Raw genomic sequence first — 20,226 nt, 5'->3', positions numbered from 1 at the left:
ATGGTTGCTAATCTTTCTAAAAAAGAATTCCTATCTTTTTTAAATTCGACTGAAGGCAAACAGTTCAACGAAGATGGGGTTTTTGGCTTTCAATGCTTCGATTATGCGAACACCGGGTGGAAAAAGCTTTTTAACCATATGCTAATGGGACAAGGTGCAAAAGATATACCATTTAACTCCATCAACAAAAACCACTTTAAAACAGAGGCGAAAATTTATTCAAACACGCCTGAATTTTTAGCAGAACCCGGCGACATGGTGGTTTTTGGTTCGAATTATGGCGGTGGCTATGGTCACGTTGCGTGGGTCATTGAGGCGACACTAGATTACATTATTGTACTCGAACAAAACTGGTTAGGCGGTGGATGGACTGACAATATAGACTATCCTGGTTGGGGTTGGGAGAAAGTAACGCGTCGTAAGCATGCGTACGACTTTCCGATGTGGTTTATCCGACCTAATTTTAGACCAGAAGGCGTTCAAAAAACAGCGCAATCCGTTACTAATTCAAAAGAAAAAGCCGTTAAGCAACCGCAAAAGCAACCTAAAAAATTGACTTACATCCGTGATGAGATAAAAGGTTACAACATGGATAAACGCGGTTATAAACCACGCGGTATCGTTCTACACAATGACGCAGGTAGTGCAGGGGCAACAGCAGAGGCGTATCACAACGGATTAGTTAATGCCGATTACAACCGTTTAGAAAGAGGCGTCGCACACGCATACATCAGCGGTAACACGGTGTATCAAGCTATACCAGAGGGCAAGGTGACGTGGCATGTAGCTAATCGTGCAGGTAACCACGACTATTATGGTATCGAGATATGTCAATCTGTTGGTGCAACCGATAAACAATTTTTGGCAAACGAGCAATCAGCTTTCCAAGAATCGGCACGAATGCTAAAAAAATGGGGATTGCCTGCCAACCGTAATACAGTACGTTTGCATGTTGAGTTTTACAATACAGCTTGTCCACACCGTAGCATGTTATTACACACAGGTTATGATCCAACAACAAAAGGTATCGCGCCAGAGTCAATGCAATTAAAATTGAAAGATTACTTTATTAAGCAAATACGCGCTTACATGGACGGTAAAGTACCAGTAGCCACTGTATCAAACAAAACGAGTGCTAGCAGTAACACAGTAAAACCAATTGCAGGTGCATGGCGAGTAAATAAATACGGTACTTACTATATGAAAGAAAGCGCCACTTTTGTTTGTGGTAATGAACCGATTAAAGTTAGAACTGTTGGACCGTTTACCACTTGTCCAGTAGGCTATATGTTCCAGCCTGGTGGCTGGTGTGAGTATGACGAAGTGATGTTACAAGACGGTCATGTTTGGGTTGGTTATGACTGGCAGGGTCAACGTTACTACTTACCCATACGCAAATGGAATGGTGTAGCCCCACCGAACCAAGGTTTAGGCGATTTATGGGGAACAATTAAATAGAGTGTGTTATAATAATTTTTCCAATAGTAATAATTGAGGGTAGTCGTATTGCCTGCCCTCTTTTTTGTTTTAAGATAGTTGTGTAACTTAACATTAATATGTTACAGTATAAGCAGGGAGTGTTCTTGGGAGAAACTCTATCACATTATGTGAATACCTTTTAACTCTGGACAAGCAGATTATTCAATAACTCTTTTAATTATAAGAGGGCGGTCATTGCGACTGCCCTCTTTTTTTATGCTATAATACATATAAATTACCGGTAACCAATCCGGCTTTATTTACCGCCAGCCATACTAGTTAAGGGTGGTTTTTTGTATCTAACTAAAGTTAGCGAAAACCAACTAAATTTAACAAAATGCGAAAAAAATTAGTCATAACTGTTGCGTATAAGAAGGAAAAATATTATAGTTGTTTATGAAGAAAGTCAACTCTCTTTGTCGTTCTTTCTTCCATGTACATGCTTATCGTTTAATAGTATATAGTAGGAGTGAACTATATAGCCCGTTAAGTGGCCTAAGTAACTTAACACTTATCCCGGCAATTGATACCCTTTTTGCCCTTCACTCAATACATATTTGCCCTACAATGATGTAGGGCTTTTTTATTAAATTTATGGGGAGCATTTGTATAATGAGGGATTATTATAAAGTTGAAAAAATTAATGATATTAATTTGCAAATGCTTCTTAACGATTATATAGAAGTCTTTACTAAACGAAAGCTAATAGTAAAAACTTCTTATTTTAAGCTTGAACAATTAGAAATTAGATTTAACAAGAGAGATATACATCATTTGTTAGGGTTTCACAAGATACAAAATAAGAAGGTTAATGCAACAAAAACACTTCAATTAATTTTGGAGGGAAATCTAACAATAAGTGAAATAAAAGCGCATCATAACTTTGGAGAGATTCGAAATAGATTACTAAACTATAATTTTTTACATAAATGTTTTATTAACCAAGAAATTAGTTTATGTGTTATACCTAAAGAAAGCAGTAAAAATCCTCAGAATCTATCTGTGTTATTTATCGATAAGTACAACAATATTAATATGATGATTGGTCTGAAATTAGATAGTAGAGGTAGATATTATGTTCCTGCTACAATGTATCAAATAAATGATTCAAGTATTTATCAAAGGACTAAAAGAACAAGAATCACAAATATGTGGTGGGAAGACTATTAATTATTTTTTATGCTATAATAAAGTAAAAATAGCGGTACACATCTGCGGAGTGTACTTGAGGTTGACTGTTACTGACGGTTGCCTATTTATCTACCACGCCCTAACCGGTGTGGTATTTTTTTATGCGAAAAATTAAAAAAATAAGCGAAAAGGGTTGTTTTATATCTCATATGTGATATAATTGTATTATAGAAAGGAGGAACAAGAGTGAAACGTTCTGAAAGAATGAAAAAAGAACGCCGAGAAGAGCAAAAATTTTGGTTAGCCGTAGCAAGCTTAATAATCCAAATAATTACACTTCTCAAAGCGCTCATGTAAGGTAAGGGCGAAAGCCCTTTACCTCATTATAAACGGAGGTGGCTAAAATGAAAAGAGAAACAAAAAGTACATTAACTTTTTATATCATGATAGCTGTATTAATTTTATCGATAATTAACTTTATATTGTTGTTTTAAAATAAATAACGTTTCACTCGTATTATTATGAATAACTTTACAGAAGTAGTAGACACTATCACTAGGCTTATAGATTCTAAAAAAGTATCAAATTATAGGATACAAAAAGATACAGGCGTGTCTTACGGAGCGATAAGCGAGCTTAGAAATGGTAAAAGAAAAATTAAAAATTTAACATTAGAAACTGTTGAAAAGCTTTATAATTATCAAAAGGGGTTGGAAGTAATGGATAAAATTATCAAATTAGACAACGAAAACGATGTAGAATTAGTTGATAGCTTAGGTCAATTCTTCACAGAAATTGAGAACGATAATAACGGTCGTTACAATGTCGAATACGTTTTGTTGAATGAAGTGGAACATGACGGCAACACGTATTACGAAGTGGGAATATTTAGAACCGAAGAAATTCCGTTTGGCGAAAAGGTTACTCAAGATAATGTTGAATTGCTAGAAGATAAATGGCTCGAAGTAGATCAGTCGGGCGAGAATTATATCGAAAGCGTCTTTTTCGAAAATGAAGAAGATGCGAGAGAGTATATCAAATTAGTTCTGAAAGGTTATAGCACATTTAAAGAAGCAGCGGAAGCGATTAGCGTGATTAAATAATAAAAACCCCACCTGCATTAGGTGGGGTGATACCAATTTTGATACCATTTTAGTTGGAAACAGAAAAATACAAAAAATCCCACTCCTTGAAAATCGCATTAAATCAACGTTTTGATTTTAGAAAGTATTAAAAAAACGCACTCTTAATCGAAATGGAAGGCTCTATTGGATAGAGTTACTCTTCGTTAAAATAGGCATTTAATGATTAAAGGATAGTCTCGCATTAGAGACTATCCTTTTTTAATAGTTATCATTTTATATATTGTATAATATTGGGCTAAATGTTATGCTTGTAAAAATTTGTATAATAGGAGGTATTTATGTCAAATCTTACAATAAGACGACAGAAAATAAGATATCAAGATTTTATATTATTTCCACTTTTTCTTTTGCTTCAATTCTTTTCTCCCTTATTAGCTGAGCAATACTTGCCAAATATGTTATCTACGGTGATGAATTATCATTTAACCCCTGAAATGCAAGCACTGTTATTCAATATTATTATGTTTACAGCACAGCTGATTATTATCCTACTCTTCATTTTTTTAAAAAGAGATTCAATTTTCAAACATTTTCAACACAGGTGGATGGAATTACATTTTTATATTAAGAAAATCATTTTTGTTTACATCATTTGGAGTGCTTTTATTTTGATTTATCAAAAAGTAGCCCCACTTGCAATATTGGACACTCAAAATTATATTTTTATATTGAGCTTATTAACAATAGGTGGACTGACGCCAATTGTCGAAGAAATACTCTTTCGTCATTTACTTATCGGCGAATTAGGGAAGAAATGGGGCTACCTAACAATGTCTTGTGTGTCTATCTTATTATTTGGTGTTTCACACTTTTTACATTTTCAATCTATTTGGACATTCTTACCTTTTATTTTAGGAGGTATTACACTTACTTATGTATATTTAACATCAAATCGAAACCTTCTCGCTGTGATTGCATTGCACATGCTTATTAATACAGTGTCGCATATTTTAAATTCAATTTAACAAGTATCAAAGTATTGTTCCACTCGTATGGAACAATTCATCAAGTATCATAATCAAAGTCTACAATACATACTATGAATTTAAAACTCATTGTTTTAATTGTTCTTTTTAAGTGTTACTGAGGAGCGTTAACATGCTGCTTTGAAATGTTACGAGATGCGATTGCATATGCCTAACTATTATGGGTATAAACTTAGTAATCTTTTTTGTCAGTAGTTAACTTGCAATTTAAATGCGCATCATAGACAATAAAGTTAATATGATTTATGATTTAAAATTTTTTCGATTTTAAGATGATTTTAAAGGTAGAAAGTTCAACTAGAAAACACTGTAGGCCGAGTTTTTTGTCGTTTTCGATGAATGCTTAAATAACTGGGCTAGAGGCTTGTTGACTTTTACTGAAAATTAGAGGGGGAACCGATTAATGATCATTGCGATCATTTTATTAATTTTTGTATCTTGTTTCTTTTCAGGAAGTGAAACTGCACTCACTGCAGCAAACAGGGTCAAACTCAAATCTGAAGCAGACCAAAATAATAAAAAGTCCGCAAACTTATTAAAGCTTTTAGATAAACCGAGTGCGTTTATTACGACCATATTGATTGGTAATAATATCGCAAATATTTTATTACCGACGTTGGTGACGATATTGGCGGTTGATTTAGGGTTAAACGTCGGGATTGCTTCGGCGATTTTAACTGTAGTGATTATTGTTTTTGCGGAAGTGATTCCAAAATCAATAGCTGCCACATTTCCAGATCCGATTGCTCGACTTGTCTTTCCTATTATTCGCTTTTTTGTCATTATATTAAAGCCAATTACCGTTGTTTTAAATGCGATAACAGATGGGATTAATCGCTTATTGTCTCGCGGTCAAGAGAACCAAGGTATGTCTAAAGAAGAAGTGCGTACAATGGTTTCTATTGCGGGGACTGAAGGCGCCTTTAATGAGATGGAGCGTAATCGTATCCAAGGTGTCATGAACTTTGACCGTTTGAAAGTGAACGATATTAACAATACGCCGCGCGTGAATGTGACCTCGTTATCTGTGGAAAATGATTATGATGAAGTGTATGACATTGTCACTAATCATCCTTATACGCGCTATCCGGTTTATGAAGGCGACATCGATCATGTTGTTGGTGTATTTCATTCAAAGTATTTACTTGCATGGAGTAAAACGCCTGAAAAGTCAGTTTTAGATTTCTGTTCAGAATCACTTTTTGTTTATGAGCATAATCGTGCAGAATGGGTACTCAGAAAAATGACCATTACAAGAAAACATATGGCGATTGTGTTAGATGAATACGGAGGCACAGATGCAATTGTCACGCATGAAGATTTGATTGAAGAAATGTTAGGTATGGAAATTGAAGACGAAATGGATCGTGAAGAAAACGATAAATTGAATCAAGTTCGTTAATCCGATTAACGAGTGTCATCATTGTTCTCAAAGACAAAGGGGAGATTTTGATGTGGTATCAAACCGAATTGACACTGCGACTTCGTATAAAATATCCAATCATACCAGCAGGAATGGCAGGTTCAACAACACCAGAACTTGTAGCAGAAGTGTCTCGAAATGGGGATTGGGGACGATAGGGGCAGGTTATTTGTCACCTGATGATTTAGCCACTTCTATTAAACAAGTTAAAGCGCTGACGTCAAAACCATTCGCAGTTAATCTATTTGTTCCTGAAACTTTTTCAAATTGCTTCTGTCAGTACACATATGTAGCCTTTGGAAATTTCAAAGCTTCAAGGATAACTTTTAATCTGAATTCTTTTCAGAGTTCTTCAATAACTCTTGATTCGATTTTAGCAGTCGGCTCGGTATACTTATCCCTGAAGCTTTCAACTTTTTTATATAGGCAAGTTCAGCTCGTAAAAGTTCGTTTTCATATTCAAGATTTATTACATAATTATTATTAAGCTTATTAATCTTTTTCTTCTTCATAGATGGACGTCCTTCCTTTTTTTCTTTCAAGTCCTTCAATGCCGAATGCAATGTATGCATGATACCATTTTCTTACTATAGATCTATTAATACCATGGCGTTTTCCAATGGCACTATAGCCGCCTAATCCATTAATATAATCATTAACTACTTTCATCTTGAATTCCAAATCATATTTAGCCAAAATAAAACACCCTAAATGTTAGATTTTAGGTCTAACTTTTGGGGTGCACATCAAAGTTCAACTTGTAATGGGTTGTTTCTTTATCTATGAGGCACGATGAGAGAGCCATTCTAACAACATATTTTGATGCGTCGCTGTTGGATTAATACAGTCTAGATGATCTAAATAAGGCAATGCATAAAGTGTTATATAATGCCCATTTTTATAATTTTCTTGTACATAAGATAATGTCGTGTCTATATGCACAAAAGTATCATTAAATCCGTGAATGATTAATGTTTCCACATCAATCGGTGTTTGAGTGAGCGGTGAGGCTTCTCGTAGCGTATGTGTGGCAGAAGTATTAAAATATTCAGCTACAGCATCTTGACCTAAATGTTGATGCAATGTGTAAAGTAAATCGGTGACAGGGGCAAGTGCGACGATTTGATTGAATAAATCAGCTTGAAGGAGCGCAAGTTGTCCGCCAACAGAATGGCCTATACCAATGACTTGTGTGGGTGCGTAGTTTGAATCTTTAAAATGTGAGACAGCTTGTGCAACATCTTCAGTTGGACCAGGCCAAGGGTGTTCTGAGCCACGACGGTATTCGATATTGACAACTGAATAGCCTGCATCAATAAAAAAATCGATATAAGGATCCATCATTGATTTGCTATATTTTTGGCGCCAATATCCCCCGTGAATCAGCACAATCCATGCATTGAATTGAGCCTGTTGGTTTTCGTAGACATCGTAGTGTTGATCTTCATGTGTGCCATATTTGATTTGTTCAACCATGATTGAAGCTCCTTTATTGTGAGATTATTTTCTTCACTTATACCCTGCTTTCATATTAGTCAACCGTAAAGATAGTTGTGATGCACGTTAATAACTCAGTTTGATAAGAAGATGATATTGTTCAAGTGATTAAAAGGCAAGTCCCAATGTTGATATGATAAAATAAATACGGTGATTAAAATGATAGAAATTGGTCTAACAGGGTGGGGCGATCATGACACCTTGTACGAAGATTTACAAAGAAAATCAGATAAATTAAAAACATATGCAAGTCACTTTCCAGTTGTTGAATTAGATGCTTCATATTATGCAATTCAGCCTGAACATAATATTTTAAAATGGATTAGAGAGACACCTGAACGGTTTAAGTTTGTTGTGAAAATCCATCAAGCATTAACGCTTCATGCTGATTATCATGATTTTGCGGATTCGATTGCGCAATTGTTCAACGATTTTCGATTAATGATTGAACCGCTTGTTGAAGCACAAAAACTAGCGATGGTGTTAGTCCAATTTCCACCGTGGTTTGATTGCTCTACAAAGAACATTCAATACATTCGTTTTGTACGCGAGCAGTTGAAGCAATTTCCTGTATGTATAGAATTTCGACATCAGTCTTGGTTTAAAGGCGACATGAAAGAGCATACGCTTGCCTTTTTAACAGGACATCAACTCATCCATTCGGTGTGTGATGAACCTCAAGTGGGTGAGGGCAGTATTCCTTTTGTGAATCGAATTACGCATCAAACGGGATTAGTTCGATTTCATGGGCGAAATCAATACGGGTGGACTAAAAAAGATATGTCTGATCAAGAATGGCGTGATGTACGCTATCTTTATGATTATTCTGAAGTGGAACTTCAACAATTAGCTGACAAAATCAAGTTATTAGATCATAAAGCAGAGCAAGTCTATGTTGTTTTTAATAATAATTCAGGTGGACACGCTGCAAATAATGCAAAATACTTCCAGAAATTATTAGGAATAGACTACGAAGGACTTGCACCGCAACAACTTAAATTATTTTAAAGGGAGGTTACAATTTTGAGTATAGTTATTCTTATATTAGTGGGTTTTCTCTCCGCTATTATCGGTTCACTCGTTGGAATCGGTGGCGGTATTATTATTGTCCCTACGCTCATTTACTTTGGTGTCACCATGAATGTTTTAGATGGGATTACGCCTCAAACTGCAATTGGGACATCCTCAATTATTCTTATTGCGACCGGTCTTTCTTCAACGATTGGTTATTTGAAACAAAAACAAGTTGATATCAAAAATGGCTTTTTATTTTTAATTGGTATTATTCCTGGTGCGTTAATCGGTGCGTATTTAAGCCAATATTTAACAATCCATTCATTCAATTTATATTTTGGGATCTTTTTAATTGTAGTAGCAGTAATGTTGATGATACGTCATCGCATTCCACCAATCAAAGCGTTTCAACAAGAACGTTATATGAAATCTTTTACTGATGCGCATGGAGAACACTATCGCTATGGTGTCGTCCCTTCCATCGCTATTATCGCTTCATTCGTCATTGGTTTAACGGCAGGGTTATTTGGCATTGGTGGGGGTGCATTGATGACACCGCTCATGTTGCTCGTCTTTAGATTCCCACCTCACGTGGCTGTGGGTACGAGTATGATGATGATATTTTTCTCGAGTTTAACAGGTTCAGTAGGTCATATCGTTCTTGGTCATGTCTTATGGGGGTACAGTATTATCCTAATCATTTCCAGTTGGATTGGTGCACAGATAGGTGTAAAATTAAATAAAACCGTCAAGTCTGACACAGTCGTATTGATTCTACGACTTGTCATGTTAGCATTAGGCGTATATTTAATTATACGTTCATTCTTTAATTAAAGTGAGGCGATATTATGCGTTTAACGATTTATCATACAAATGATATTCACAGTTATTTGCATGCCTATACACGTATTACAGCATACCTCCAAGCAACGCGACCAACATTAACGCACGCTTCACGTTACGTCGATATTGGGGATCATGTCGATTTATCACTTCCTGTGACAGAAGGCACATTAGGTAAACGGAATATTGAATTATTAAATGAAGCAGGTTGTGATGTGGCGACAATAGGAAATAATGAAGGCATGACGATTTCTCATGAAGCGCTTAACACGTTATATGACGATGCGACATTTAAAGTGACTTGTACGAACGTATTAGATGAATCAGGCAATTATCCACGGCACTTTTTGTCGTCTTATATTGAAGAAATAGAAGGCGTTCGTATTATGTATGTAGCCGCAACAGCTGCTTTCACGCCGTTTTATCGTGCATTGGATTGGGTTGTCACAGATCCATTTGATGCGATTAAAAAAGAAATAGACGCTAAAAAAGGACAATATGATGTTTTGATTGTACTCAGCCATGTCGGCATCTTTTTTGACGAAAAACTATGCGAAGCGATTCCAGAAATTGATGTCATTTTTGGCGCACACACACATCACTATTTTGAACATGGGCAAGTGGAAAATGGGGTATTAATGGCTGCAGCTGGCAAATATGGTCATTTTCTAGGAGAGGTTACGCTCGATATTGAGAATCGAAAAGTTGTCTCTAAACAAGCGATTTTACATCCGTTAGATACGTTACCTGAAGTGGAAACGCATTTTGAAGAAGAAGGCCGCGCATTATTAGATCAACCGATTGTGACAAAGAGAATGACATTGCCTCGAGCTATGAATTATATTACGCAAACAAGTTATATACTTGCACAAAGTGTCCATGAATTTACAGAAGCTGATTGTACAATAATTAATGCAGGGTTAATCGTAAAAGGCTATGAAAATAAGTATTTAACAGAATATGATGTGCATCAAATGTTGCCACATCCGATTAACGCGGTACGAGTGAAACTCACAGGTGCGCAATTAAAAGAAGTGCTGTTGAAAGCGCGAGAACAAGCCTATATGTATGAACACGCACAGGGATTAGGTTTTCGTGGCGATGTTTTTGGAGGCTATATTTTATATGATGCTGGTTTTATCGCATCTAGTGAGCGCTATTTTGTTAAAGGTTTAGAGATTGACGATGATGAAATATATACGTTAGGCACGGTAGATATGTATACATTTGGGCGTTATTTCCCAATGTTGAAAGATGCAGAAATTACGTATTTAATGCCTGAGTTTTTAAGAGACATCTTTAAAGATAAATTATTGACAATATAAATAATAAGTCTCGTACATTTTAATTTTGTGTGAAGTTCGTTATAATGTATTGAGACCTATAAATTACGGGAGGTTATCCGCTGTTATGGCTACTAAAAATGAAGAAATTTTACGTAAACCGGATTGGTTAAAGATAAAGTTAAACACGAACGAAAACTATACAGGGCTTAAAAAAATGATGCGCGAAAAAAACTTACATACCGTTTGTGAGGAAGCTAAATGTCCTAATATTCATGAATGTTGGGGAGAACGTCGTACGGCGACATTTATGATTTTAGGTGCGGTATGTACGCGTGCTTGTCGTTTTTGTGCTGTTAAGACAGGTTTGCCGAATGAGTTGGACTTAGGTGAACCGGAACGTGTTGCACAATCAGTAGAAACAATGAATTTAAAACATGTCGTTATTACTGCTGTTGCACGTGATGATTTGAAAGACGCTGGTTCTAATGTATACGCTGAAACCGTACGTAAAGTGCGTGAACGTAATCCATTTACGACAATTGAAATTTTACCGTCTGATATGGGTGGTGATTATGAAGCGTTAGAAACGTTAATGGCTTCAAAACCTGATATTTTAAATCATAATATTGAAACAGTACGACGTTTAACACCAAGAGTACGTGCACGTGCGACGTATGATCGTACTTTAGAATTTTTACGTCGTTCTAAAGAATTACAACCAGATATTCCAACAAAATCAAGTATTATGGTGGGATTAGGAGAAACAATTGAAGAGTTGCACGAAACAATGGACGATTTACGTGCCAATGGCGTTGATATTTTAACAATTGGACAATATTTACAACCTTCTCGTAAGCACTTAAAAGTACAAAAATATTATACACCTTTAGAGTTTGGTAAATTGCGTAAAGTAGCTATGGAAAAAGGTTTCAAACATTGTCAAGCAGGACCATTAGTACGTAGTTCATATCATGCAGATGAACAAGTTAATGAAGCGGCGAAACAAAAACAACAGCTTGGTGACCAACAACTTAAAATATAAAATCCAGGTGATAGCAACATGATAAAAGTAGGAAATCACTATTTTGAATTAATTGAGTCTTATAAAGATGGATTTAATGAAGATGATTTTATCGCGAGATATTCTGAGATTCTAGATAAATATGATTTTATCGTAGGCGATTACGGTTATGAGCAATTAAGACTTAAAGGGTTTTATCATGATTCGTACAAAAAGGCAGACTTTAATAAGCGTTTTTCAACGATACAAGATTATTTATATGAATATTGTAACTTTGGTTGTGCTTATTTTATTGTCCGTCGTTTGTCGAAGCGCGAAGCTGAAGCGCAACTGGGGCATGAAGGGGCACCTTCAGAAGAGAACAAGCTGAAAGATGTTAAAATTCAGCCAACAATTCAAGATTAATACCATTTTATGATTAGCGTGTAAAAATAGAGAGATAAGCGGATAGACACGCAAAGGTCAGAAGATGTTTAGGCTTGGTTGTGTATGTTTTGGTAAAAACTATGCCCAACTTGAGTCATCCCTTATCAGGTGAGGCGAAATTTTAGCCTGTATACAAAAAGGGAGGTTGGGACAGAAATCCCAAAATAAATAGCGCTCAGATGATTTTTAATAGAAAATCGTCTGGGCGCTTCCTTGTTTCTTACTATTACAGTTAAAAATAAATTACTTTCGTATCATTTAATTCATAACGACGAAATCTAAAAGACCGATGGATTTTATTGAATCACTTCATTTAAATAAGCAGTAATTTCGTCTGCTTCTTCATCACTGACACCTAATATATAGGAAATGTAACCTTCCTCTTCTAAATCATCAGTTCCAATAATGCCAAACTTATTTGTCTGTGTATTTAACACCAAAGTTTTCCCATAATGACGATCTGTTTGAATCAACACGAGATCATAGCGGCTATGTTCGCCGACAAAGCCAACGAATCTAATCTGAGAAGGCTCAACATCATCATATAAAAACATATCTATCATCTTGTATACTCCTTTAAAATCATACTATGCCAAGTATAGCGATAAATGAAGTTGCATGCAAAATTGTGATATGATAGAGAAGAATAGGGGTGACATAAAAGTGTATTTCGTTGACAAAACACAATTAGAAACTAAACTCAAATATTTAGACCAATTAACCCAAGATTATCCAGAAGTAAAATCCAATTCATACGCATTTGAGCGTGTGGCACAAATGTTGATCGAGTCATCTGTTGACATCGGCAATATGATTATTGATGGCTTTATATTAAGAGACCCTGGAAATTACAAAGATGTGATTGATATTTTGGAACTTGAAGGTGCAATTTCTAAAGAGACTCAAAATATCTTACATGAAACGATTGATGTGAGACGTCAGTTTGTTCATTATTATGACAAGCTAGATGCGACACAATTAGTACCTTTATTTGATAAAGCCGTGCCGTACTATCAACAATTTATTAAAGAAATTGTCCAGTTTTTAGAAAATGAAAATGTACCAGTGACAGCATTTGGTAAAGGAGAGAAAGCGTGAATGAAAGCTTATAAAGGCTATTTAATCGACTTAGACGGAACAATGTATAAAGGCAGCCAAAAAATTGAAGGTGCTGCGGAATTTATTGATTATTTGAATCAAAATGATATTCCGCATATTTATGTGACGAATAATTCTACAAAAGCACCCGTAGATGTTGTCGATAAGTTAGCGAGTTTTGACATTTCAGCTCAACCAGAAGAAGTTGTGACCTCTGCAATGGCGACTGCGGATTATATTAGTGGAGAACACCCAGGCGCTACAGTATATATGCTAGGTGGAACAGGCTTAGCAACAGCTTTAGAGGAGAGCGGACTTCAATTGAAAGATGATATTCATGTGGACTATGTGGTAATCGGTTTAGATGAAGCGGTCAATTATGAAAAATTAACAAAAGCGACATTAGCTGTTCAAAATGGGGCGACATTCATTTCAACCAACCCAGATCCGTCTATCCCTAAAGAACAAGGCTTTTTGCCGGGGAATGGTTCGATTACAAGTGTAGTGACTGTATCTTCTAAGCAGACACCCATTTTCATTGGGAAACCTGAAACACCTATAATGGAAAAAGCACTTGAAATGTTGCAATTAGATAAAAGTGAAGTGGCCATGATAGGCGATCTTTATGATACAGACATTATGTCAGGCATTCATGTAGGAATGGATACCATTCACGTCCAAACAGGTGTAACTTCAAAAGAAGAGGCAATGAATCGAGAAACACCGCCTACATATAGTGTAAAAGATTTAAATGAATTGCGTGAAAATCTTATAAAAAGCGAGTGATTATTCATGGAGAAAATTTTAGTCACAAGACGTATTCCTCAAAAGTTTTTAGAACGATTAGAAGGATTAGGTGAAGTTGAGATGTGGGATCATGAACTAACACCTATGCCTCGCGAACAGTTTTTGGAAGCGGCGAGAGATAAAACAGCATTACTCGTAACATTAAGTGAACGTATCGATGCGGTGCTTTTTGAAGCAGCGCCACAATTAAAGGTTGTCGCGAATATGGCTGTCGGTTATGACAACATTGATCTTCAAACAGCTGAACAAAATCATGTGCAGGTTGCTAATACACCAGGTGTTTTAACTGAAACGACTGCTGAACTAGGCTTCGCTTTAATGATGGCCACTTCAAGACGAATTGTCGAAGCAGAAAAATATGTGCAACAGGGACAATGGGAAAGTTGGGGTCCATACTTGCTTGCAGGAAAAGATATTTATCAATCGAAAGTAGGTATTTTCGGCATGGGCGAAATTGGGCGTGCCTTTGCGAGAAGACTTAAAGGCTTTAATGCGGATATTTTATATCATAATCGCTCAAGAAATATGAAAGCGGAACATGAACTGGGTGCTTTTTACACCTCATTTGATACATTAATTAAAGAAAGTGATTTCGTCATTTGTACAGCACCTTCTACGCCTGAAACGCAAAATACGTTTAATAAAGAAGTGTTTAAAAAAATGCGAAATGATGCCATTTTCATAAATATCGGTCGCGGAGACTTAGTCGTTGAAGAAGATTTAGTGGAAGCAATAGAAAATGGTGAGATTGCGGGTTGTGGATTGGATGTGGTACGTGATGAACCAATTCCTACAGATCATCCACTATTAAAATATCCAAATGTGATTGTGACACCTCATATTGGTAGTGCGTCAGTGTTAACAAGAGATCAAATGATTCAAACCTGTATTTTAAATATTGAAGATGTCATTCAAGGTTATTTAGCGCGTAATCAGGTTGTCACGAATACACATTAATTTTAAAGTGCCTTTGAAGAAGTTAAGCACGAAAAACTTATCCATTTTGATATATCTTTTAAATATTAAAATGGATGTGGATGAGTCAATTCATCATTCATTTAGTTTTTGTCGTTATGAACTAAATGATATAGAAGTCATTTATTGTAACTATAATAGTGCGTCATGGCATGCATAAACAAAGTCATACCATACGAAGTTTTATTATAAAAAAGTAGCGCTAAGGTAATTTTCTATTAAGAAAATCATCTTAGCGCTATTTATTTTGGGATTGCTATCCCCAGTCTCTGTTTCCTTTTATATCCCGTTAACAATCTAATTCTATATTGAGTTTATGATTAGAATACTTGTTCTACCTCTACAACACCAGGTACTTCTTCTATTAAAGCACGCTCGATTCCAGCTTTTAGTGTGATGGTACTACTTGGGCAAGTCCCACATGCACCGAGTAATTGAAGTTTTACGATACCATCTTCAACGTCGACAAGTTCACAGTCCCCCCCGTCACGTAATAAGAATGGACGTAGTTTTTCAATCACTTCTGCAACTTGATCGTACATTGTCGCATTTTCAGTTGGCATGGATAATGCCTCCTTTCAAGTTAAATGGTTCTATTTGAGCTTATTTTTTTATTATAATAGAAGTAGAACAAAAAATCTATTGAATCAATTAGGGGGCATACATGAGAAAAGTGAGTGTGGTTGTCTATGGCGCGGATGTTATTTGTGCAAGTTGTGTGAATGCACCAAGTTCTGAAAACACGTATGATTGGTTGAAAACATTATTACCTAGGAAATATCCAGATATTGATTTTGAATATACTTATATTGATATTGAAAAAACAACTGAAAACCTAACAGATCATGATGTGCAGTTCATTGAACAAATTCAAGAAGACGAATTGTTTTATCCTCTTGTAACAATGAACGATGAATACGTAGCTGACGGATATATTCAGCTTAAACCGATTAAACGTTTTGTCGAACAACATTTTGATGTCACTGCAGAATAAAAAAAGCGTCAACGAAGCGTTAGAAATTAAAATTGACATGTTGTGGTAGGGTGATAAGTAAAGTTTGCCTGTTTATGGTGACACATACAATGGATTGAATGGGGAATAAATGTTAGCCTATTTCTAAATATTTAAGCGGTACAGCGTCAAAAGTTCGACGTTTGTACCGCTTCATTTTAGTTATGTTACATGTATAGAAAAAGCGTTGAGGATTAACCATTATGGTGTTTATACAACCATAGCACACCGGATTTTAATATGGATGCAAGTCGGCCAGTGACAGTTGTATCCATCAAGTAAGCAAAGCCTTTTTTCTCTCCTAATGAACCTAAAAAGCCCGGGATTTTAATTTCTGGCATCTGTTTAGGTAACGGTTTGCCAGCCCATTGTGTTTTTAAGACCATCGCAATTTGGTCTGCTTGTACTTCAGCAAGTTGAGCGCTCGGAGCGTGCGGTAGATTTGCGCAATCTCCAACAACATAAACGTTTGGATATGTTGGAATTTGATGATACTGATTGACCATAACGCGATTACTACGGCTGAGGTCAACTGGTAAATTCCTTACGATTTCAACAGGTTGTATGCCAGCTGTCCAAACAATTAAGTCATGTTTGTTTTCAGTTTCTTTATTGTAAAGGATGCCCGGTTCAACTTTAACAATATCTGAATTAGGGACGACTGTAACATCGTTCTCTTCAAACCATTTTTTAACATAATTACTTAGTTTTTCTGGAAATTGATTAAGGATGCGTTCGCCACGATCGTATAAATAAATTTTTAAATCGCTACGACTTTCTCTCAATGCACTTGCCAACTCAATGCCACTTAGTCCCGCACCGACAATACCCACTTGAGCGTTAGAAGGGAGTTCACTAATATCGTGGTATGTTTTTCTAGCTTTTTGCAGTGTTTGAATACTATAAGTATAAGCTTTAGCCCCTGGCACATTATGATACTTGTCTTCACAACCTAAGCCAATGACAAGTTCATCATAATCCACCTTGTTTTGTCCTACTGAAATAATTTGATTATCTAAATCGATATCTGTAATTTCACCATAGACTGTATTGGTTCTGTCGTGATGTGGAAAATTAACACGTACTTCTTTGTCAGACTTTGAGCCAGCTGCTAATGCATAGAACTCGGTTTTAAGTCCATGGTAAGGCATGCGGTCGATTAACGTAATATGATAATCTTCTGGAAGCGCATCAGGTAGAATTTTAGACATAATACGCATATTGCCGTAACCGCCACCTAACAAAACTAAATTCTTCATTTTTGAATACCCCTTTAGAGATGAAATTTACTATTCACACATTAAACATTTACCCCTTATGATCAATGCGGATAGTTGCATAAAATCCTACTTTCTTAATACTAATTATATCTTTTTTTCGAAAACCATACAAACATACTCAAAGTAAAATAATTGTAAAATTTCAATTATATATTGATTGTATTCAATAGAAACAGGATGTGGAAGGTGAGCGACTCCATAGAAGAAAAGGTTAAAGTTTGTTATAATGGCATCACTAAAAAATAGAAGAGGGTGTAAAATGAATCCGATTGTCGAATTCTGTATTTCCAATATGGCAAGAGGCTCAGAATCAGTGTATCAAACGTTAGAGAATGATCCGAATGTTGACGTTCTTGATTATGGATGTTTACAAAATTGCGGCATTTGTTCTTCTGGTCTTTATGCGCTCGTCAATGGAGATATGGTAGAGGGTGACACACCTGATGATTTATTACAGAATATATACGCACACATAGAAGAAACATGGATTTTTTAAGGGAGGCTTTGCTATGGCTACAGTAAATTTAACAGAAGCAGCAGCTTATGAAGTGAAAGATATGTTGGAACAAAATGATATGCCAGAAGGTTATTTAAAAGTTAAAGTTCAAGGAGGTGGCTGTACAGGCCTCACATATGGAATGACTGCTGAACCAGAACCAGGCGAAAATGATGAAGTTTTAGAATTTTTTGGGCTAAAAGTCCTTGTGGATAAAGCGGATGCTCCAATATTAAATGGCACAACAATTGACTTCAAACAATCATTAATGGGCGGTGGCTTCCAAATTGATAATCCGAATGCTATTGCTTCATGTGGCTGTGGAAGCTCATTCAGAACAGCACAAGTCGCAGGTACACCTGAAGATTGTTAATTAGGAAGTTTTGAGAATGTGATTAAAGCAGTAGGTATCGAGTTTGTTTCTCAACAAACCCAATACCTACTTTTTTAGTTGTCATTTTTTAACGGTTGGTGAAACATTCGCTAACCGTTATGTTAATTATTATGACCTAATATAGGAAAACTAGAGAGTTGGAACTATGAAATCCTCATACATACTAAAAAAGGCCATTTGTATCGTTTATAATTGAATTTTTGACGAAAACATATTGGAGATGAGAAAATAGAAAAGTATATTAAACAACAAAGTCGGAAGCTGTTACAATCTTATGACATATTAACTTGAATTCAATTCTAAAAAACTATACACTTATTAATGACATTATTTTTACAATTGATATACTGTAAAATTTCGAGGGTATACAGTATATACAAATCATTAGATTATATTATGAAAGAATAGGTGAATACAAATGGCAGAACGCAAAAAAGTACTCGTTTTAGGTGCTGGTTATGCTGGCTTACAAACTGTGGCTAAACTTCAAAAGCAATTATCTGAACAAGATGCACAAATCACATTAATCAATAAAAATGACTACCACTATGAGTCAACTTGGTTACATGAAGCTTCAGCTGGTACGATTAGCTATGAAGATGCATTATATCCAATTCAAAGCGTGTTGAAAAAACATGTTGATTTTGTGTGTGCTGAAGTGACTAAGATTGATCGTAATGCAAAAAAAGTTGAAACAACACATGGTATTTTTGAATATGATATTTTAGTCGTAGCATTAGGTTTTGAATCAGAAACTTTTGGCATTTCTGGTATGAAAGAACATGCTTTCCAAATCGAAAACGTGCATACTTCACGTCAAATTTCTCGCCATATTGAAGACCAATTTGCGAATTATGCCGCTTCAAAAACTAAAGACGATAAAGATTTAGCTATCCTTGTTGGAGGCGCTGGTTTTACAGGTATCGAATTTTTAGGTGAATTAACTGATCGTATTCCAGAATTAGCGAATAAATATGGTGTAGATCCAAGTAAAGTTAAAATGACTTGTGTTGAAGCCGCACCAAAAATGTTACCAATGTTCTCTGATGATCTGGTTAGCTATGCTGTGAGCTACTTAGAAGAACGTGGCGTTGAATTTAAAGTTGGTACACCAATTGTAGCAGCGAATGAAAAAGGATTCGTTGTAAAAGTAAACGATGAAGAACAACAACTTGAAGCGAATACAGTTGTATGGGCTGCAGGTGTAAGAGGTAGCCATTTAATGGAAAAATCATTCGAAGGTGTAAAACGTGGTCGCATCGTAACAAAACAAGATTTAACAATCGAAGGTTACGACGATATCTTTGTTATTGGTGATGTTTCTGCATTTATTCCTGAAGGTGAAGAACGTCCATTACCAACAACAGCACAACTTGCAATGCAACAAGGTGAAAAAACGGCAACAAACGTTGCTAAAATATTAAAAGGTGAATCTACTGAGCCATTTGTATACAATGATCGTGGTACAGTATGTTCATTAGGTCATCGTGATGGTGTAGGTGTTGTATTTGGTCGCGAAATCACTGGTAAAAAAGCTGCATTCTTAAAACGCGTGATTGATACACGTGCTGTTTTCAAATTAGGTGGTATCGGCTTAGCATACAAAAAAGGTAAATTTTAATAGATTGAGTTGAAATGAAACTGTTTAAATGCTAAAACAAACACAACTTACCTGTCTCTTTCATGGTATCAGTGGCTCACAGATATTTTTTCATCAGTCTGATTAAGTGATGCGCTAAGTTGCTGAGTTGTCATAAGCTTATCATCACCGGTAACGACACAATTATATTTAGAATAATGACAATGAATATATTGTTTGATGAAGCATAAAAAAAGTATATGCAAATGAGAGCAGAAGTCCTTTGCCTATACAAAGACTAAAATAGTCAGCCACATGGGGGCGGGAGTTAGGA

At 35.8% G+C, this 20,226-nt stretch carries 22 protein-coding genes and 2 pseudogenes; 19 read left to right on the top strand and 5 right to left on the bottom strand.

Annotated elements, in window-relative coordinates; genetic code table 11:
• The 7 genes and pseudogenes from MUA40_RS09230 to MUA40_RS09200 all read left to right on the top strand — a co-directional run.
• On the top strand, positions 1-1,458 hold the full coding sequence (locus MUA40_RS09230; RefSeq protein WP_155976414.1) for an SH3 domain-containing protein: 1,458 nt from the start codon (positions 1-3) through the stop codon (positions 1,456-1,458).
• A gap of 633 nt (positions 1,459-2,091) precedes the next feature.
• Positions 2,092-2,649, top strand: a complete 558-nt coding sequence (locus MUA40_RS09225) for a PBECR4 domain-containing protein (RefSeq protein WP_262569446.1) — start codon at positions 2,092-2,094, stop codon at positions 2,647-2,649.
• Between the two features lie 482 nt (positions 2,650-3,131).
• Positions 3,132-3,332, top strand: a pseudogene (locus MUA40_RS09220) (helix-turn-helix domain-containing protein); the annotation flags it as partial.
• Positions 3,330-3,713, top strand: a complete 384-nt coding sequence (locus MUA40_RS09215; protein ID WP_262570109.1) for a hypothetical protein — start codon at positions 3,330-3,332, stop codon at positions 3,711-3,713. The pseudogene MUA40_RS09220 and the gene MUA40_RS09215, both read left to right, overlap by 3 nt.
• A 320-nt stretch (positions 3,714-4,033) precedes the next feature.
• Entirely contained in the window at positions 4,034-4,720 is a 687-nt protein-coding gene (locus tag MUA40_RS09210; protein ID WP_126496212.1) for a CPBP family intramembrane glutamic endopeptidase, read from the top strand.
• A gap of 424 nt (positions 4,721-5,144) precedes the next feature.
• The gene (locus tag MUA40_RS09205) at positions 5,145-6,143 is read left to right on the top strand and encodes a hemolysin family protein (RefSeq protein WP_262569445.1); all 999 of its coding nucleotides are present in this window, start codon (positions 5,145-5,147) and stop codon (positions 6,141-6,143) included.
• A 50-nt stretch (positions 6,144-6,193) separates the two neighbouring features.
• Positions 6,194-6,420, top strand: a pseudogene (locus MUA40_RS09200) (nitronate monooxygenase); the annotation flags it as partial.
• A gap of 236 nt (positions 6,421-6,656) precedes the next feature.
• On the opposite strand, the gene MUA40_RS09195 reads toward MUA40_RS09200, so the two are convergent.
• Positions 6,657-6,860, bottom strand: a complete 204-nt coding sequence (locus MUA40_RS09195; protein WP_228446187.1) for a helix-turn-helix domain-containing protein — start codon at positions 6,858-6,860, stop codon at positions 6,657-6,659.
• An 84-nt stretch (positions 6,861-6,944) separates the two neighbouring features.
• Entirely contained in the window at positions 6,945-7,640 is a 696-nt protein-coding gene (locus MUA40_RS09190; protein ID WP_016424587.1) for an alpha/beta hydrolase, read from the bottom strand.
• 180 nt (positions 7,641-7,820) lie between these two features.
• Between MUA40_RS09190 and MUA40_RS09185 the strand changes: the two genes are divergently transcribed.
• From MUA40_RS09185 to MUA40_RS09165, 5 genes are all read left to right on the top strand, one after another.
• The gene (locus MUA40_RS09185; RefSeq protein WP_016424588.1) at positions 7,821-8,669 is read left to right on the top strand and encodes a DUF72 domain-containing protein; all 849 of its coding nucleotides are present in this window, start codon (positions 7,821-7,823) and stop codon (positions 8,667-8,669) included.
• A gap of 15 nt (positions 8,670-8,684) precedes the next feature.
• Positions 8,685-9,509, top strand: coding sequence for a sulfite exporter TauE/SafE family protein (locus MUA40_RS09180; RefSeq protein WP_016424589.1), 825 nt, complete (start codon positions 8,685-8,687; stop codon positions 9,507-9,509).
• A 14-nt stretch (positions 9,510-9,523) separates the two neighbouring features.
• The gene (locus tag MUA40_RS09175; protein ID WP_262569444.1) at positions 9,524-10,843 is read left to right on the top strand and encodes a bifunctional metallophosphatase/5'-nucleotidase; all 1,320 of its coding nucleotides are present in this window, start codon (positions 9,524-9,526) and stop codon (positions 10,841-10,843) included.
• An 85-nt stretch (positions 10,844-10,928) separates the two neighbouring features.
• On the top strand, positions 10,929-11,846 hold the full coding sequence (gene lipA, locus MUA40_RS09170; RefSeq protein ID WP_016424591.1) for a lipoyl synthase: 918 nt from the start codon (positions 10,929-10,931) through the stop codon (positions 11,844-11,846).
• Between the two features lie 18 nt (positions 11,847-11,864).
• Positions 11,865-12,230, top strand: a complete 366-nt coding sequence (locus MUA40_RS09165) for a YutD family protein (RefSeq protein WP_016424592.1) — start codon at positions 11,865-11,867, stop codon at positions 12,228-12,230.
• Between the two features lie 317 nt (positions 12,231-12,547).
• Here the strand turns inward: MUA40_RS09165 and MUA40_RS09160 are convergent, their stop codons facing one another.
• On the bottom strand, positions 12,548-12,814 hold the full coding sequence (locus MUA40_RS09160; RefSeq protein ID WP_016424593.1) for a DUF3055 domain-containing protein: 267 nt from the start codon (positions 12,812-12,814) through the stop codon (positions 12,548-12,550).
• 100 nt (positions 12,815-12,914) lie between these two features.
• On the opposite strand from MUA40_RS09160, the gene MUA40_RS09155 reads away from it, so the two are divergent.
• From MUA40_RS09155 to MUA40_RS09145, 3 genes are read left to right on the top strand one after another with little or no spacing between them, the layout of a single operon-like run.
• On the top strand, positions 12,915-13,349 hold the full coding sequence (locus MUA40_RS09155; RefSeq protein ID WP_016424594.1) for a DUF86 domain-containing protein: 435 nt from the start codon (positions 12,915-12,917) through the stop codon (positions 13,347-13,349).
• Entirely contained in the window at positions 13,350-14,135 is a 786-nt protein-coding gene (locus tag MUA40_RS09150) for a TIGR01457 family HAD-type hydrolase (RefSeq protein ID WP_016424595.1), read from the top strand.
• 6 nt (positions 14,136-14,141) lie between these two features.
• Entirely contained in the window at positions 14,142-15,113 is a 972-nt protein-coding gene (locus MUA40_RS09145; protein WP_016424596.1) for a 2-hydroxyacid dehydrogenase, read from the top strand.
• Between the two features lie 338 nt (positions 15,114-15,451).
• Here the strand turns inward: MUA40_RS09145 and MUA40_RS09140 are convergent, their stop codons facing one another.
• The gene (locus MUA40_RS09140; RefSeq protein ID WP_016424597.1) at positions 15,452-15,694 is read right to left on the bottom strand and encodes a NifU family protein; all 243 of its coding nucleotides are present in this window, start codon (positions 15,692-15,694) and stop codon (positions 15,452-15,454) included.
• A gap of 101 nt (positions 15,695-15,795) precedes the next feature.
• Here MUA40_RS09140 and MUA40_RS09135 point away from each other — a divergent pair, with 101 nt between their 5' ends.
• Positions 15,796-16,125, top strand: coding sequence for a YuzD family protein (locus tag MUA40_RS09135; RefSeq protein WP_016424598.1), 330 nt, complete (start codon positions 15,796-15,798; stop codon positions 16,123-16,125).
• Between the two features lie 212 nt (positions 16,126-16,337).
• On the opposite strand, the gene MUA40_RS09130 is transcribed toward MUA40_RS09135, so the two are convergent.
• Positions 16,338-17,402 carry an NAD(P)/FAD-dependent oxidoreductase gene (locus tag MUA40_RS09130; protein ID WP_016424599.1) on the bottom strand — a complete coding sequence of 355 codons (1,065 nt, stop codon included), beginning with the start codon at positions 17,400-17,402 and terminating at the stop codon, positions 16,338-16,340.
• 280 nt (positions 17,403-17,682) lie between these two features.
• Between MUA40_RS09130 and MUA40_RS09125 the strand changes: the two genes are divergently transcribed.
• From MUA40_RS09125 to MUA40_RS09115, 3 genes are all read left to right on the top strand, one after another.
• Positions 17,683-17,919 (top strand): YuzB family protein, encoded by a 237-nt coding sequence (locus MUA40_RS09125; protein ID WP_016424600.1) that lies wholly within the window; start codon positions 17,683-17,685, stop codon positions 17,917-17,919.
• A gap of 13 nt (positions 17,920-17,932) precedes the next feature.
• Positions 17,933-18,292: a HesB/IscA family protein gene (locus MUA40_RS09120; RefSeq protein ID WP_016424601.1), complete on the top strand. Its 360-nt coding sequence runs from the start codon at positions 17,933-17,935 to the stop codon at positions 18,290-18,292.
• 439 nt (positions 18,293-18,731) lie between these two features.
• Positions 18,732-19,934, top strand: a complete 1,203-nt coding sequence (locus MUA40_RS09115) for an NAD(P)/FAD-dependent oxidoreductase (RefSeq protein ID WP_016424602.1) — start codon at positions 18,732-18,734, stop codon at positions 19,932-19,934.
• Positions 19,935-20,226: the final 292 nt, after the last annotated feature.

The organism is Staphylococcus schleiferi (genome assembly GCF_025558325.1).
Classification (GTDB): Bacteria; Bacillota; Bacilli; order Staphylococcales; family Staphylococcaceae; genus Staphylococcus; species Staphylococcus schleiferi.
Note: the sequence above shows the minus strand (reverse complement) of the source record. Positions and strands in the feature narration are given on the sequence as shown.